The organism is Shewanella sp. P1-14-1 (genome assembly GCF_001401775.1).
GTDB lineage: Bacteria > Pseudomonadota > Gammaproteobacteria > Enterobacterales > Shewanellaceae > Shewanella > Shewanella japonica.
In genome coordinates, this window is the sequence record NZ_LKTL01000007.1 from 1 (window position 1) to 15,762 (window position 15,762).

The 15,762-nt window shown below is 39.5% G+C and carries 16 protein-coding genes and 1 tRNA gene; 5 read left to right on the top strand and 12 right to left on the bottom strand.

Annotated elements, in window-relative coordinates; all coding sequences use genetic code 11:
- Positions 1 to 11: 11 nt before the first annotated feature.
- The 9 genes from AN944_RS06465 to AN944_RS06505 all read right to left on the bottom strand — a co-directional run bounded on the left by AN944_RS06465 (position 12) and on the right by AN944_RS06505 (position 7,742).
- Positions 12 to 87, bottom strand: a tRNA-Lys gene (locus AN944_RS06465).
- Between the two features lie 217 nt (positions 88 to 304).
- Positions 305 to 1,030 carry a tol-pal system protein YbgF gene (gene ybgF, locus AN944_RS06470; protein ID WP_055023790.1) on the bottom strand — a complete coding sequence of 242 codons (726 nt, stop codon included), beginning with the start codon at positions 1,028 to 1,030 and terminating at the stop codon, positions 305 to 307.
- Positions 1,031 to 1,091: 61 nt separating this feature from the next.
- Entirely contained in the window at positions 1,092 to 1,643 is a 552-nt protein-coding gene (pal, locus tag AN944_RS06475; RefSeq protein ID WP_055023791.1) for a peptidoglycan-associated lipoprotein Pal, read from the bottom strand.
- Positions 1,644 to 1,663: 20 nt separating this feature from the next.
- A complete protein-coding gene (tolB, locus tag AN944_RS06480; protein ID WP_055023792.1) occupies positions 1,664 to 2,992 on the bottom strand; it encodes a Tol-Pal system beta propeller repeat protein TolB in 1,329 nt (442 codons plus the stop codon).
- A 9-nt stretch (positions 2,993 to 3,001) separates the two neighbouring features.
- Entirely contained in the window at positions 3,002 to 3,937 is a 936-nt protein-coding gene (tolA, locus tag AN944_RS06485) for a cell envelope integrity protein TolA (RefSeq protein ID WP_055023793.1), read from the bottom strand.
- Positions 3,938 to 3,941: 4 nt separating this feature from the next.
- Positions 3,942 to 4,367 carry a protein TolR gene (tolR, locus tag AN944_RS06490; RefSeq protein WP_055023794.1) on the bottom strand — a complete coding sequence of 142 codons (426 nt, stop codon included), beginning with the start codon at positions 4,365 to 4,367 and terminating at the stop codon, positions 3,942 to 3,944.
- Positions 4,367 to 5,056, bottom strand: coding sequence for a protein TolQ (gene tolQ, locus AN944_RS06495; protein ID WP_055023795.1), 690 nt, complete (start codon positions 5,054 to 5,056; stop codon positions 4,367 to 4,369). Before tolQ ends, tolR begins: the two co-directional genes overlap by 1 nt.
- Positions 5,046 to 5,447, bottom strand: a complete 402-nt coding sequence (gene ybgC, locus AN944_RS06500; RefSeq protein WP_119968336.1) for a tol-pal system-associated acyl-CoA thioesterase — start codon at positions 5,445 to 5,447, stop codon at positions 5,046 to 5,048. The genes tolQ and ybgC overlap by 11 nt, the downstream gene beginning before the upstream one ends.
- 1,425 nt (positions 5,448 to 6,872) lie before the next feature.
- On the bottom strand, positions 6,873 to 7,742 hold the full coding sequence (locus AN944_RS06505) for an OmpA family protein (protein ID WP_055023797.1): 870 nt from the start codon (positions 7,740 to 7,742) through the stop codon (positions 6,873 to 6,875).
- A gap of 139 nt (positions 7,743 to 7,881) precedes the next feature.
- Here AN944_RS06505 and rnt point away from each other — a divergent pair, with 139 nt between their 5' ends.
- A complete protein-coding gene (gene rnt / locus AN944_RS06510; RefSeq protein WP_055023798.1) occupies positions 7,882 to 8,559 on the top strand; it encodes a ribonuclease T in 678 nt (225 codons plus the stop codon).
- Between the two features lie 59 nt (positions 8,560 to 8,618).
- On the opposite strand, the gene AN944_RS06515 is transcribed toward rnt, so the two are convergent.
- Entirely contained in the window at positions 8,619 to 9,224 is a 606-nt protein-coding gene (locus AN944_RS06515) for a peroxiredoxin (RefSeq protein WP_055023799.1), read from the bottom strand.
- 409 nt (positions 9,225 to 9,633) lie between these two features.
- On the opposite strand from AN944_RS06515, the gene AN944_RS06520 reads away from it, so the two are divergent.
- Positions 9,634 to 10,953, top strand: coding sequence for a Na+/H+ antiporter family protein (locus tag AN944_RS06520; protein WP_055023800.1), 1,320 nt, complete (start codon positions 9,634 to 9,636; stop codon positions 10,951 to 10,953).
- Positions 10,954 to 11,023: 70 nt separating this feature from the next.
- Here AN944_RS06520 and upp read toward each other — a convergent pair whose 3' ends face one another.
- The gene (upp, locus tag AN944_RS06525) at positions 11,024 to 11,650 is read right to left on the bottom strand and encodes a uracil phosphoribosyltransferase (RefSeq protein WP_055023801.1); all 627 of its coding nucleotides are present in this window, start codon (positions 11,648 to 11,650) and stop codon (positions 11,024 to 11,026) included.
- Positions 11,651 to 11,890: 240 nt separating this feature from the next.
- Between upp and purM the strand changes: the two genes are divergently transcribed.
- On the top strand, positions 11,891 to 12,928 hold the full coding sequence (purM, locus tag AN944_RS06530) for a phosphoribosylformylglycinamidine cyclo-ligase (protein ID WP_055023802.1): 1,038 nt from the start codon (positions 11,891 to 11,893) through the stop codon (positions 12,926 to 12,928).
- Positions 12,929 to 13,573: a phosphoribosylglycinamide formyltransferase gene (gene purN, locus AN944_RS06535; RefSeq protein ID WP_055023803.1), complete on the top strand. Its 645-nt coding sequence runs from the start codon at positions 12,929 to 12,931 to the stop codon at positions 13,571 to 13,573.
- Between the two features lie 68 nt (positions 13,574 to 13,641).
- Here purN and cysB read toward each other — a convergent pair whose 3' ends face one another.
- Positions 13,642 to 14,616, bottom strand: a complete 975-nt coding sequence (cysB, locus tag AN944_RS06540; RefSeq protein WP_055023804.1) for an HTH-type transcriptional regulator CysB — start codon at positions 14,614 to 14,616, stop codon at positions 13,642 to 13,644.
- 302 nt (positions 14,617 to 14,918) lie between these two features.
- Between cysB and AN944_RS06545 the strand changes: the two genes are divergently transcribed.
- The gene (locus AN944_RS06545) at positions 14,919 to 15,704 is read left to right on the top strand and encodes a hypothetical protein (protein ID WP_055023805.1); all 786 of its coding nucleotides are present in this window, start codon (positions 14,919 to 14,921) and stop codon (positions 15,702 to 15,704) included.
- The last annotated feature ends 58 nt before the right edge of the window (positions 15,705 to 15,762 follow it).

Consider the following 15,762-nt stretch of genomic DNA (forward strand, 5'->3'; position numbering starts at 1 on the left):
TTTTAGAAAAGTGGTGGGTCGTGAAGGATTCGAACCTTCGACCAATTGGTTAAAAGCCAACTGCTCTACCAACTGAGCTAACGACCCATTTCTGCTTCTTAGATTAAGTGAAGACTATAAATAGAGTTCAATCAATCTGTCATCTAACTAAGTTAATCTAACCTGTTTAATGACCTCAGAACGTCGCTCCGTTCTGAGGGCGCCTATAATACCTTTTTCATCTTCGCATGCAAGTGCAATTTATGGTTTTTTTGCCGTTTGCACTAAAAATAAACTAAGAGGCTGTTTTTTAGTTAAATTAGGCTTACAAAGCCGACAATTGTTGTTGAGCAAGTCTTGCGGAGGCACTATTAGCGTATTCTTTTAACACTCGGTTATAGAATGTCTTCGCTGTCGCACTGTCACCTTCTTTTTCAGCGATCATGCCTAACTTAACTAAACTATCACCACGTTTATTAGAGTTAGGATATTTATTGACCACGGTATTAAATGCAACTTTAGCTTCAGCAAAAGTACCTTTATTGAATAACAACTGGCCTAACCAATAGTTGGCATTGGCAGCATATGTGGAATCTGGGTATTGTTTAATGAAGTCACTAAAGGCCGGAATGGCTTCATCGTACTTACGCTCTTTCAATACAAGGTTCACGGCTTGCTCATAGCTTGCAGTTTCCCCTAGAGTAGACTGAGTACCAGCAGATGTAGCAGTATCAGCGACAGAGACAGTGGTCGACGCTGCACTCGCTGATAAATTAGCAATTTCTTCATAAAGCTGGCGTTGGCGCTGCAACATTTGACTAATTTGATAATCTTGCTGTTCAGTAATACCACGTAACTCAAGAACTTCACGTTGTAATGCATCTAAACGTTGTTGCGCTTCAAATTCAGATTGTTGTTTTGCTTTAATAATACGTTCTAAACGAGATAGTCGATCATCATTTGACCCGCCTGCAATATCTTGAACAGGTGCAGGGGCAGCATTAGCACCTGCAGCTACAAACATCGCAGCAACTAAAACAGCATGTTTCATCAATAAACTCCTAAACTGGCCGGCATAGCCGGCCTTCCGTTATCGCTTTTACTCTTCGCGATTAATAAACTAAAACACCGCGGCGGTTTTTTGCAAAACCACTTTCACTGCGTGAAAAATCTAATGGCTTTTCTTCACCATAACTAACAACACTCATTTGGCTAGCTTGAACACCCATACCTTGTAAGTATTTAGCAATAGCTTTAGCACGACGTTCACCTAACGCAATATTGTATTCAGGAGTGCCACGCTCATCAGCATGACCTTCAATTAATACACGTACATTTGGGTGCTCAACTAAATAGTTTCCGTGAGCTTGTATAATTGCAGCATTTTCACTTTGTACTTCACTACGGTCAAAATCAAAATAAATAATATTTTGAGCACGTAATTCTTCTTGCTCAATACGCTGCTGCTCTTCTGGAGTTAAGATTGGCGCTGCGCCACCTGTTTCAACACCACCAGAACCATATTCACCGCCAGTGGTTGTAGTAGTAGAACCACTAGTTGAACCACTTGCGTCAGTTTCAGATTCTGAAGTTGTGCTACATGCACCTAATGCCATTACAGGTACAACAACTAACATAGCTTTAAACAACTTATTCAGATTCATGGGTAATCCTTAATTAAAATTTATAGAAATGGAGACCAGGCTGGCGATTTCACTTCACCTTGGCCTGCTGGTAGTCTTGCTTTAAAACGTCCATCCATAGATACCGCTGCTAATACTTGCTTACCGCGATAGGTTGTACCATAGATAACCATGGTTCCATTAGGTGCAATACTTGGTGACTCATCAAGTTGAGTTGAAGTAAGCACTTGCATAAAGCGAGTTTGAAGATCCATTCTCGCAATATTAAATTTACCATTAGTACGATTTACAAAAATCATACTACGTCCATCAGGAGTGATAGTACCGCCTAGGTTCCACTCACCTTCAAACGTCACACGTGAGATTTTTCCAGTACTCAATTTAACTTGATAAATTTGAGGTCTGCCGCCACGTTCTGAAGTAAAAATCAATGACTCTCCATCAGGCATCCAAGATGCTTCTGTATCAATAGCGTAGTGATTTGTCACACGTTTAAGTGCCTTTGTCGCTATATCAATCACGTAAATTTCAGGTTGTCCATCTTTTGATAATGTAACAGCTAACTTTTTACCATCAGGCGAAAAGCTTGGTGCACCATTAATACCTTTATGGGAGCTCACCTTAATACGTTCTTGAGTATAGATATCTTGAACAAATATTTCTGCTTTACGATTCTCAAAACTCACATAAGCGAGACGACGTCCGTCAGGAGACCAAGTCGGTGACATTAACGGTTCAGGCGAACGCAATAACATTTGCTCGTTATATCCGTCATAATCAGCGATCATCAAGTGATACGGTGATTTCTCCCCCTGTTTCACAACCACATAAGCAATACGACTTAAGAAGGCACCACGTATTCCAGTTAGCTTTTCATACACGATGTCACTGATGCGATGACCATACTGTCTAAATTGCGACTCACTTATTACCGTTTCACGGCTTTCCAATAATAAGTCACTTGCAGGTACTGGACCTTTGTCAGACTGCAACTGCGCTTTGACTAAGTCGATTAAGTCAAAACTCACTAAGTACTGATTAGTACCATAAGGTTTAATCGAACCGACTAAGAGTGCATCTGAAGCCGTTTGCTCCCAACCTGTTGCAATGAATTCGTTAACAGTACTGATATTCGCTTGCGGTAGACTGCGAGCATCCAATGGACTAAATGTACCACTACGAGCTAAATCACTTGTAACAACATCACTAATTTGTGTTGGCGCTGGCCCTGTTCCTTGCCATACAAAAGGCATAACCGCAATGGGCCTTGCGGCATCAACACCTTCAGTAATAACAATATCTAGCGCTGCATTTGCCGTGGTACTGGTTAAAAATACAAAAACTGTTAACCATTTTGCCAAAATCTTCATGTGACTCCTTTAATTAAATTCCGGTGATACGGTTAAATTAATTTCTTTCATTTTATTGTAAACATCTTCTTCAGAAGAAACGGGTAAACGCCCCGCTTTATTAATTGCAGCTTTCGCAGCACGGCAAACGACTTGATCGCCACTTAACGTTTGGCTTGCCGTCACAAACCCATCTTTTGCGAGTCGAATAAGTACTTGGCAACTTTTACCACGCATTGACTCATCAACCACCAAATTGCGTTGAATCGTTGATTTAATCATTGCTGTATATTTATTGACTTCTGACGTAATTTGCTTTGAACGTGTTGCCGATAAAGCGACTTGCTCAGCTGCCATCGCTTCAGCCATTTCACGTTCTTGACGAGCACGTTCAGCTTCTTCAGCTTTGCGTTTCCGTTCAGCTTCTTCTTTACGTTTACGTTCTTCTTCACGCTTTTTCGCTGCCGCAGCTTCTTCAGCTTTACGTTTTTCAGCGGCTTTTTTCTCCGCAGCTTTACGCTCAGCTTCTTTTTGCTTTCTTAATTCCGCTGCTTTTTCAGCTTTCGCTTTTTCTTCAGCTTCTTTAAGTTTTGCAGCCTTAGCTGCATTATTCGCTTTTAATGTCTCTTGTTCTTTTATTCTGCGTTGGTTCTCAAGCTGTTTTATTCGCTCCTGCTCTTTTCTAACTTCTTCCTTCGCTTTGCGTGCTTGCCTATCTAACTCTTCTTGACGTTCACGCTCTTTACGTTGCGTTTCAATTCGCTGTTTTTTGAGTTTTTCAGCATGTTCATTAATACGTTGTTGATCAACGACAACAGCTTGCACAACTGGCTCAGATGATTGCGCTTGAGGCAGGTGCTTTGGCTTGTCTTCAAAGCTGATACCAAGAGCTAACGCAACAATAACACCAATATGAATGCCAGCTGAAATAGTAATAGGTAAGGTTAATTCTGATTTTACAGCCACTGAATTACTCCTTAGGTGAATCAGTCATTAGGCCAACAGCAGGCACACCTGCGCCCTGTAGACTGACCATTAACTGAATCACATTTTCATAAGGAATTCTTCTATCAGCCTTAACAACGACTGGCCTTTCTGGCTCTAGCTGGATCATCGCACCAACTTGGATAGAGATCTCATCCAAAGACAGCGGATCATCACTTGAACCACTCCCCACATTTAAGAAATACTCACCAAATTCATCGATAGAAGCAACGATTGGTGGTTTACTTTCTGCAGGTAAAGGTTCAGCTTCGCCTTGTGGCAATTCTACTTTTACGCCTTGCGACACGATAGGCGCTGTGACCATAAAGATGATCAGCAACACCAGCATGACGTCAATATAAGGAACAACATTGATTTCGGCGACCGGACGACGGCGCTTACGTTGATACATTACACCGCTTCCTTCTCACTGTAGGCTTGGCGTTGCAATATGTTAGAGAACTCTTCCATAAAGTTTACATGCGCCATTTCTAGTTTTTCAACTTGTGTCGAAAAGCGGTTATAACCAATTACGGCAGGGATCGCTGCAAATAAACCCATTGCAGTTGCAATTAATGCTTCAGCAATACCTGGTGCGACCATAGCTAAGGTTGCGTTTTCAACTGCACCTAAGGCAATAAACGAATTCATAATGCCCCATACCGTTCCAAATAAACCAATATATGGGCTGGTTGAGCCAATGGTAGCTAATAAAGGTAGATGGGTTTCTAGTCTTTCAACTTCACGAGATAAACTCACACGCATCGCTCTAGATGTACCATCCATGACGGCTTCCGGTGATTTACTATTTGCTTGACTCAAACGAGAATACTCTTTAAATCCTGCAACGAATAACGCTTCCAGTCCCGAAACCCCTTCACTTCGCGCAGATAATTCTTTGTAGAGTTTATTTAAATCCACACCTGACCAAAATGTGTCTTCAAACTTAATTGATTTAGCACGAGCTGAGTTTAATAACTTCCTGCGCTGAATAATAACAGCCCATGATGCTATTGATAGACAAAGTAAGGTCAGCATTACCAGTTTGACGAGGACACTTGCCTCTAAAAAAAGACCTATAAAAGAAATTTCAGCTTGCACGATTAAACTCCTGCACAATATTTAATGGGATAGCTCTTGGGCGCATACGAGATAGCGCGATACAAGCAACAATAATGGTTCCTTCACAATAACAGTCACCGTTATCGTCAAGCAAACGCTGCTTAAATACCAAAGAGGCTTTTTTTAATTCTATGACCTTTGATTCAACAAATAAGTTCTGTTCAAACCTAGCTGCAATTCGAAAATCTAACTCAGCATGCTTAACCACAAAAGCAATATCATCAGCTAAAAGTGTGCTTTGTACTACTCCCATCGATTTAAGCCATTCAGTTCTTGCTCGTTCAAAGAAATTTAAATAATTAGAATGATACACAACGCCACCGGCATCCGTGTCTTCATAATAAATTGAAATTGGCCATGTAAACATAATTAGCGATTGTGAATTTTGCGTAATAAAAGATGGCTTACTATACCGAGTACCACCACGCTTGTGAATAAAAGGACACAGCTATAAAAGGTTTATTTTAAAGAGCGATGATTAATTTGCCATTAAACTTAGGGCTTTTGCAGCGATATGCCTAATAAATGAAGAATGTTTAATGTTAGCTATTGATTCATTTACAAACATTTAACTTTTAAGCGTTCCTCATTCGAGTTAACCATTGAAGGAGGTTCATTACATAAAGGGGATGTTTAACAAAGTAAACTAGAGAACAAACATAAACGTTTTCCAGTGTGTTTATTAGTCAAATTTATAAGTCACTCATATAAAATCGTTAAGTCACAGTAGACAGCAAGAATGATTAATTTTCATTTTTAGAAAAAGTCATGAGTAATGAGTCATGAGTAATGAGTAATGAGTAATGAGTAATGAGTAATGAGAGTTTATCAATAGTGATGCGTAAATAATTTGATGGGTAATTAGTTAAAGGAGTACTAAAAATTCTATACACACATCGGTCATTCAATCGGTTATTTCTGCGATGACTTTCCCAAAAGAGCATTTGGATAAGAATATATAGTGCTAAAAAGTTACTTATGCTGTTGTTTGTGGATATAGTGATAAAGGATACAAAGTCATATAGGTGACTAATATCCGCACAAAAAGCGGGTTGATTATACAGAGCGACCTCAACTTTGTTCTCTGTATAGCAAAAAATTATAAAAAGATTAACGAAGACTTCAATTCTAGCTAGTCACTAAAGATACGATTTCCCTATCCCTTACCAAAGCACTAAAAACCCTATTAACAAGGGAATTCAGCAGTATTTCTTATTATTAAATTATTTTGTATTGTTAGTAGAATTGTAAATTTAACATTTATACATCAATTGAAATAAGCACAAAAACAATTAAATATGCATAACGAATGAATATAAACGGCCATTTTAGGTATTCTGGTTTAATTATTGTGATTAGTAAAAATTTAACGACATTGTAATGGATTAGAAATACTAATCTGAATCTGTAATTTTTCTAGTTTGTCACCTTAGAGTAAACTCTCTAAAATTCATCTTGTTTTCAGGACATAGCTTATTTAGTTATTGAAAACCAAGAACTCCTAGTTGATGTACCCCAATACCTCAACTTATCCCTGGTTCTTATGCTTGACTTCCTTCCTTGAATTTGTGAATACAAATTGTTTGGCCCACTTATTTTAAGTGGGCTTTTTTTTACCTTAAATTTATCATCGACTTTATTCTAATGAGTCACAGTTCATTAGAATGCAACTTACTTTGTGGTGCAGCCATCATGATGTTCAATCAATGGCTTAGAAAACAAAAAAGGCTTAACGCTGAGTTAAGCCTTGAAAGAGATTGGGGCTGCTAGAGTCGTGATAGGCAGAAATTGAAATTTAAATGCTCTTGGAAATTTTGATCACTACGCGGCGGTTACGTGCTCTTTCTTCAACAAGATCGTTAGATGCAACATGACGACGTTCACCATGACCCGTCTTATGAATACGGCTTTCTTCAATGCCACTTGCAACAAGAAGATCTGCAACTGTGTCTGCACGACGCTGTGACACCCTTTGATTCACAGAGCGACCACCATAACTGTCAGTATAAGCATCAACAAACACTAACTCTACATCAGAATCATAGGATAAATACTCTTGAACACGTTTCAGCTGCTGTTTTGAAAAACGGGTTAAATTAGTTCCACCCTCTTCATAATTGAGCACGGTAAACGCTATATCATCAAAACCGTAAGGTAACAGCGTCGCTAAACAAGAACGAAACTGACGGTACTCACCACCAAAATTTGCCGAAGATAAGCCTACAGCGACTTTGTCAGATTGATTATACCAATCTGCGTAGTAAAAAGTCGGTTGCATGCCTTTACTTAATTCTGACAACATTGACCAAGCCGCTTTCTTTGGGACTTCACCATTAAATTGTTTTTGATATTTAAGTTTAGTGATCGCTTTTTCATTTACGCCAGGACGCCACTGAGGTGCTTTACTAATTAACTCAGCATTAGTCACTTGATCGGGCTTGTTCCACATATCTAAGGTAAAATTAAGGTTTAAATCTTTACCTGCTTTGCTAGTAAAAATAGCTTTGCCATAATCAGGGATATCATGTTCTAAACGGCATTCAATTGGGCTGTTTTCACTAATGCGCCACATAGAGTTATCTAATGATGCAACATAATGCTGTAAGTCTGCTTGTGCAGAACTTACTAAACAAAAGCTTGATACTAGAATTGCCTTACGCCACATAAAAAACACCCTGTTTGCTAGTCACAATACTCTATCGGCATCGTTTTATGTTTCTTTAGCGTAGAATTTACTCATTCACACATGACACTGGCTCTCTCTTTTAGCATAATAGCCACCATATTAAAGAAAGAGGTTTTTAATGAGCGATATCTGCGACGCAAATAAATTCAAACACCGTTTTAGAGGCTACTTCCCTGTTGTTATTGATGTTGAAACAGCTGGATTTAATGCCGCCACTGATGCGTTGCTAGAAATAGCGGTTACCACCCTTAAAATGAATGATGATGGTTTTATCGAACTAGATAAAACACTTCACTTTCATATTGAACCATTTGAAGGCGCTAACCTAGAACCCGAAGCACTTGCTTTTAATGGCATTGATCCAACAAATCCATTGCGTGGAGCCGTTGAAGAAAAGCAAGCTTTTCTAGAAATATTCAAGCATGTCAAAAAAGCGCAGAAAGCCGCTGATTGTCATCGTTGTATTATCGTGGCCCATAATGCTGCATTTGATATTGGCTTTGTTAATAAAGCCATAGAACGAAACGATTTAAAACGCTCACCTTTCCACCCGTTTGCCACATTCGACACCGCCACGCTTGCTGGGCTTGCAATTGGTCATACAGTGTTGGCAAAGGCCTGTAAAATGGCAGGAATTGAATTTGACAATAAAGAGGCTCATTCAGCCTTGTACGATACAGAGCGCACTGCTGAGTTATTTTGCTACATCGTCAATAAATGGAAGACTTTAGGCGGCTGGCCAATGGTTAGCGAAGAGCACGAAGAAGAATCAATTAAAGAAACATCAGAAAGCTGATTGATATAAATAAAAAAAAGCTGCCGAGGCAGCTTTTTTTTATGTCTAACAAACGAATATTAAAGCTTGTCAGAGTTATCTTTTAGGTAAGAAGCAACACCTTCAGTTGTTGCAGTCATGCCTTTGTCGCCTTTTTCCCAACCAGCAGGACATACTTCACCGTGCTCTTCGTGGAATTGTAATGCGTCAATCATACGTAGCATTTCATCAACATTACGACCTAGTGGTAAGTCGTTAACCACTTGGTGACGAACTTGACCTTCTTTGTCAATTAGGAATGATGCACGGAAAGCAACACCGGCTTCTGGATGCTCAACGTCATATGCTTTACAGATTTCATGTTTTACGTCAGCTACTAATGTGTAGTTAACTTCACCGATACCGCCTTTTTCAACGGCAGTTTTTCTCCAAGCGTGATGAGAGAATTGAGAATCGATTGAAACACCGATAACTTCAACACCACGTTTAGTGAACTCTTCAATGCGGTGATCAAAAGCAATCAGCTCTGAAGGACAAACAAAAGTGAAGTCTAGCGGGTAAAAGAAAACAACTGCTGGCTTACCTTTAATCGCGGTAGATAGATTGAAACTATCAACGATTTCACCAGTACCAAGAACCGCTGCGGCAGTAAAATCTGGGGCCGGACGGCCTACTAATACGCTCATTTTAAATCTCCATCTATGGATTGAAAAAAATTAACACAATACCTGTTTAAAACTGATAAGCATTATACCCAAACAAATACAATATGCGAGATAGCTCACATACGTGTTAACGATTAACACGACGAATGTAGGATAATTGCGCTATACCTTACCGCTAATTGAATAAAGACATAAGCCTTTTAAGATGAAATATGGTTTACTTGATGAAAAATACTCCATATCAATCCTTTTTTATTCCTAAAAAAATTTTCAACATCCTTACACGCCTTGTTACATCAATGATAAACCCTACTTACAAGCATTCAGTTTTCGTAAACTCAACCGAGATAAACTGGACATGAGGTTTTATACAGACAAGAATGATTGCACTATGTCTATCTAAATAAAAATTAAATAAGAAAACTTAAATATGAATGCAGTCGTAATTGCTGTCACCTTAATGCTTGCATTAAGTCTCATGCGTGTGAATGTTGTTATTGCACTAACGGTTAGCGCCATGGTAGCGGGTTTAGTTGGTGGACTTGATATTCACCAAACAATAGGAGCCTTTAATGACGGCTTAGGAGGCGGAGCGCAAATCGCCTTGAGTTATGCTTTGCTAGGGGCTTTTGCTGCCGCGTTATCGCATTCAGGTTTAACGACCCTTATTTCGCATAATATTATTAAAAAAGTAGGTAAAGAGCCTAACAGCACCAATACTTTGGTCGTTCGTTGGTTATTACTTGCCTCAATTTTATTAATGGCGATTAGCTCGCAAAATATTTTGCCGATTCATATTGCCTTTATCCCGATCCTTATCCCGCCGCTACTTCATGTGCTTAGTAAACTGCAAATTGATAGACGCCTTGTCGCTTGTATTATCACATTTGGTTTAGTGACGACCTATATGATTCTACCAATTGGTTTTGGTGGCATATTTTTAAATGACATACTATTAGCCAATTTAAACAATAATGGCCTAGAAGCCGTAAAAGAACAGATCCCTGCTGCTATGCTACTGCCGGCACTCGGAATGATTGCTGGTTTATTGACTGCGGTATTCATCACTTATCGAAAACCAAGAATATACGAAGCAAAAGATATTACTGTTGAGCAAGAAGAAATCAGTATTAATAAGAAAACCATTTTAATATCGTTAGTAGCGATAGTTGCAACACTGGTTGTGCAACTCAAAACTGACTCAATGATTTTCGGTGCCTTAACAGGCTTTATCATTTTTCGTTTCTCTGGAATTATCAAACCTGACGTTAGACAAGACATGTTTAATCAAGGTGTGCTAATGATGGCCAACATTGGTTTTATTATGATTGCAGCTGCAGGCTTTGCTGCAGTCGTAAAATCAACGGGTGAAGTGAGCACTCTTGTTGCTTCGCTTGGTGACATTATTGGAGATAATAAAGCATTAGCTGCATTATTGATGTTAGTAGTAGGCTTGTTAATTACTATGGGGATTGGTTCTTCATTCTCAACCATCCCTATCATCGCCACGATTTATGTGCCACTAGCATTAACATTTGGATTTTCTGTTGCTGCCACGATTGCATTAGTTGGCACTGCTGCCGCATTGGGAGATGCGGGTTCACCAGCTTCAGACTCTACATTAGGCCCTACCGCTGGCTTAAATGCGGATGGTCAACACGATCATATTCGTGACAGTGTTATTCCGACGTTTATTCACTACAACATTCCCTTGATCGCCTTTGGCTGGATTGCTGCAATGGTATTGTAGTAGATAAAATATAAATACAAAAAAGGGAGCCAATGGCTCCCTTTTTACAACACATCAAATGACTCTTTGATTATTTAGTACCGAAAATCTTATCTCCAGCATCACCTAAACCAGGTAAAATGTAACCTTGTTCATTCAAACAATCATCAATAGATGCAGTAAATAACTCAATATCTGGATGCGCAGCTTCTAATGCTTTAATCCCTTCTGGCGCAGCAACCAATACAAGTGCTTTAATCGAAACACAACCACGTTTCTTAAGTAAATCGATAGTCGCAATCATCGAGCCGCCTGTTGCAAGCATCGGGTCAACAACAATCGCAACACGCTCATCTACATTACTGACAAGTTTATCAAAGTAAGGAACCGGCTCTAACGTCTCTTCATCGCGGTAAATCCCTACCACAGAGATTTTGGCACTGGGCATATGCTCTAGCACGCCGTCCATCATGCCAAGTCCAGCTCTTAGAATTGGTACAACCGTGACCTTTTTACCTTTAATTTGTTCTATCTCAACAGGGCCATTCCAACCATTAATCGTAACTGTTTCAGTTTCAAAATCCGCAGTAGCTTCGTAAGTTAATAAACTACCCACTTCCGTTGCCAGCTCACGAAAACGTTTAGTACTAATGTCAGCTTCGCGCATTAAACCCACTTTGTGACGAATTAACGGATGTTTTACTTCAACGACTTTCATTTTGCACTCCTAGTGATGAGATATTTTTTGCAAATTGTTCAAATCTTAGTTTATTTATCCTCGATATAAAACATAAAGTTTCATAATTGCAAACAATCTCACGCTAACCAGCTAAAACTATTACAGAAAACTGTTTTCATAAACGTATAAATCCAAATGATGACTTTCGACGGCATTCACAAGCTGATAGAATACCGCCGCATAAAATCCCATAAAACGATGTACCCTAGAGGATCCTCCGTGAGCACTCCTACACCACTTAGTTACAAAGACGCTGGCGTTGATATCGATGCTGGTAATGCATTAGTAGACAACATTAAAACTGCGGTTAAACGCACTCATCGTCCTGAAGTCATGGGCAATTTAGGCGGTTTTGGCGCATTATGCGAACTACCGACTAAATACAAGCACCCTGTACTGGTTTCCGGCACTGATGGTGTTGGTACTAAATTACGTTTAGCTATTGATTATAAAAAGCATGACACTGTTGGTGTTGATTTAGTTGCTATGTGTGTCAATGATTTAATCGTATCTGGTGCAGAGCCTTTATTCTTCCTCGATTACTACGCTACAGGTAAGCTCGACGTTGAAACAGCGACTTCTGTTGTCAATGGTATTGCTGAAGGTTGTCATCAATCTGGTTGTGCGTTAATTGGTGGTGAAACGGCTGAAATGCCAGGCATGTACGAAGGCGAAGACTACGACTTAGCAGGTTTTTGTGTTGGTGTTGCTGAAAAAGAAGCAATCATCGATGGTACAAAAGTACAATCTGGCGATGCACTTATTGCACTAGGTTCAACAGGGCCTCATTCAAATGGCTACTCGTTAATACGTAAAGTATTAGAAGTGAGCAAAGCCGATCCGCAGCAAGATCTAGCCGGTAAGCCACTTATCGAGCACTTATTAGAACCAACTAAAATCTATGTTAAGCCATTACTGAAATTGCTTGAGCAAACTGAAGTTCATGCAATGGCACACATTACTGGTGGTGGTTTCTGGGAAAATATCCCACGCGTATTGCCAGATGACTGCAAAGCCGTCGTTAAAGGTGACTCATGGCAATGGCCTGTCGTTTTTGACTGGTTAATGGAAAACGGCAACATTGAACAATTTGAAATGTACCGTACCTTTAACTGTGGTGTGGGTATGATTATCGCTCTTCCTGCAGAAAAAGTTGAATCAGCTTTAGCGTTACTTAAAGCTGAAGGTGAAAATGCATGGTTAATCGGTGAAATTGCTAATCGTCAAGGTGACGAAGAGCAAGTGGAGATTAATTAAATGTCTGAATGCTGTCGCGTTCTTGTTCTTATTTCAGGCAATGGAAGTAACTTACAAGCCATCATTGATGGTTGTGATGATAACGTCAATGCTGAAGTCGTCGGTGTTATTAGTAATAAAGCCGATGCTTACGGTTTAGTTCGAGCTCACCATAGTGAAATTGATACTAGTTGCGTTATAGCCCGTAAAGATGAATCGCGTCAGCAATATGACTTGCGCTTACAAACTGTTATTGAGCGCTATCAGCCTGACTTAATTGTACTTGCTGGTTTCATGCGGATCTTATCAGATGAGTTTGTTAGCCAGTATTTAGGTAAAATGATTAATATCCATCCTTCATTATTGCCTAAATATGCTGGTTTACATACGCATCAAAGAGCGATTGATGCGAAAGATACTGAGCACGGCGCGAGTGTTCACTTTGTGATACCAGAACTTGATGCTGGCCCTGTGATATTACAAGCTAAGGTACCTGTATATGATGAAGATACTGTTGAAACATTATCTAGTCGAGTACATGAACAAGAACATGCCATTTATCCGTTAGTCGTTAAATGGTTTAGCTTAAAGCGGTTAACAATGCATGATAACTGCGCTTTCCTTGATGGTGAGAAAATTGGCCTTCATGGATACGCGCCTGATTAACCCTGTATTTGCATCAAGATGCCATAAAAAAATCTCGCTATTGCGAGATTTTTTTATGGCAAATATCATTACCTCACTGGCAACTCCATTCCTGCGAACATCTCATCAATTAATTGCTGATCTCTCAATGCTACAGCTTTTTCAACAACATCTCGGGTTAAATGAGGCGCGAAGTTATACATAAAGTCATACATGTAGCTTCGTAAAAAACTCCCACGTCTAAAACCTATTTTAGTCGTACTATGGGCAAATAGGTGTCTCGCATCAATAGCAACTAAATCTTTATCTATCACGGGATCAATCGCCATAGAAGCAATCACCCCTACGCCTAAGCCAAGCCTCACATAGGTTTTTAATACATCAGCACTGGTGGCACTGAATACGACTCTTGGCTCTAGTTCAGCTCGTTTAAACGACTTTTCAATCTCAGAGGCTTTATCGAAACCAAACACATAAGTGACTAAAGGAAACTCTGCTAAATCTTCTATTGAAAGTGTTTTACGATTAGCCAAAGGATGATCACGCGTTACTACAATCGAACGATTCCAATGATAGCAAGGCAACATAATTAAATCTGAGTATAAATGCATTGCTTCGGTCGCAATGGCGAAATCCGCATCACCTCTTGCTGCCTGCTCACTGATCTGAGATGGCGTGCCTTGATGCATGTGGAGATTAACTTTTGGGTAGCGCTTAATGAAAGGTTTAATCACTTGCGGCAACGCGTAACGGGCTTGAGTATCAGTTGTCGCAATGTTGAGCTCACCTTGATTCGGTTGTGTGTACTCTTCAGAAACCTTTTTGATACTCTCGACTTTTCCTAGGATATCATTTGAGATATCAATCACTAGCTGCCCAGCAGGTGTGACGTGGGTTAAATGTTTACCACTACGTCCGAATATCTGAATACCAAGTTCATCTTCTAACATACGAACTTGTTTGCTTATCCCAGGTTGCGAGGTATAAAGGTCTTCAGCTGTCGCTGATACATTTAAATTATGCTTCACCACTTCTGCGATATATCTTAATTGCTGTAACTTCATAATACGACCTTCACTCTGATCTGAGACTAAACAACATTGATACAAACCAACACACTGTTATAGCTAAATGTTATAGTCCATCTGGTTTATTAATGCAAATAGTAATAACGAGATTGAGAATTTTGCATGTTCTCAGCCTGTAATGTTACCCTTGCTCACAGAGTCGACACATCTCGCAATTATCAACAGATTGAATGACTTTTTGTACGACACAAGCGATGACATGCGCTAAGATATAATCAATTAATTAAATAAAAGTGGTAACCAGCCACTCTGCTTTCACACAATTGAACGGAAACCATATGACCTTTACTTTGGTATTGATCCTTCTAGGCGCACTATTTATCCTCATTATCGGGATTAGCGTCATTCAGCAACAAAAAGAACGCGCTGAAGCTGAACGAAGAATGGAGCTTAAACGCCAACGTGCCATTATTGATGAAACAGAAACCGTATTATCAAATACTGGGCTCGCTTCTTTTCCTAGCAGTGTAATCCTTGTTCTCTATAAACGTATTAATGAAGCCTTAGAAGTCTCGCTAACACATCTGGAAAATCAGCCGCAACAACTTGACTATCAGCGTCGTCTATCTGATATTCAAGCTCAAATAACCACATTAAGTGCTAGCCCTTCTCAAGCGCTGGCAATTGAAAATTTCCGTCTGCCTGATAATGACAAACAAATTTTAGAATTGGTGCAGATGCTGAAAAAATTAAAAGCGATTGTGAGAGCTGAAAATAACAAAGGTAAACTTGAACCTCAGGTATTTACTGATGCAGAGAACCGAATAGACAGCTATCAGCTTCGCATTAATGTCGAATCAATGCTATCAAGAGCAAGAGCTTCTAATTCGCTAAAGCAATTTGGATCTTCAAAACAAATGGTTTCTAAAGCGCTGGCAACCCTACAAGCGATTAAAGCCAAAACACCAAACGACCCATTCATTAGTCGTAAAGTGGATGAAGCAAAAGAGCTATTAGAAGAAATAAATTCGCAGCAAAAACAAGTCACTCCAGAAACGGTCAATACACCTAAGAATGACGAAGATGATATTGATATGTTATTCCAGCCAAAGAAAAAATGGTAAGTAGTTGGTGAGATAACAAAGTAGTTGGTGAGATAATAAATCCGCCGCCCCCTATTTA

Bases quoted from the DNA above. Each gene is read 5' to 3' on its own strand.
- ybgF (WP_055023790.1), bottom strand. From the start codon at position 1,030: ATGAAACATGCTGTTTTAGTTGCTGCGATGTTTGTAGCTGCAGGTGCT.
- pal (WP_055023791.1), bottom strand. From the start codon at position 1,643: ATGAATCTGAATAAGTTGTTTAAAGCTATGTTAGTTGTTGTACCTGTA.
- tolB (WP_055023792.1), bottom strand. From the start codon at position 2,992: ATGAAGATTTTGGCAAAATGGTTAACAGTTTTTGTATTTTTAACCAGT.
- tolR (WP_055023794.1), bottom strand. From the start codon at position 4,367: ATGTATCAACGTAAGCGCCGTCGTCCGGTCGCCGAAATCAATGTTGTT.
- AN944_RS06505 (WP_055023797.1), bottom strand. From the start codon at position 7,742: ATGTGGCGTAAGGCAATTCTAGTATCAAGCTTTTGTTTAGTAAGTTCT.
- rnt (WP_055023798.1), top strand. From the start codon at position 7,882: ATGAGCGATATCTGCGACGCAAATAAATTCAAACACCGTTTTAGAGGC.
- AN944_RS06515 (WP_055023799.1), bottom strand. From the start codon at position 9,224: ATGAGCGTATTAGTAGGCCGTCCGGCCCCAGATTTTACTGCCGCAGCG.
- AN944_RS06520 (WP_055023800.1), top strand. From the start codon at position 9,634: ATGAATGCAGTCGTAATTGCTGTCACCTTAATGCTTGCATTAAGTCTC.
- upp (WP_055023801.1), bottom strand. From the start codon at position 11,650: ATGAAAGTCGTTGAAGTAAAACATCCGTTAATTCGTCACAAAGTGGGT.
- purN (WP_055023803.1), top strand. From the start codon at position 12,929: ATGTCTGAATGCTGTCGCGTTCTTGTTCTTATTTCAGGCAATGGAAGT.
- cysB (WP_055023804.1), bottom strand. From the start codon at position 14,616: ATGAAGTTACAGCAATTAAGATATATCGCAGAAGTGGTGAAGCATAAT.
- AN944_RS06545 (WP_055023805.1), top strand. From the start codon at position 14,919: ATGACCTTTACTTTGGTATTGATCCTTCTAGGCGCACTATTTATCCTC.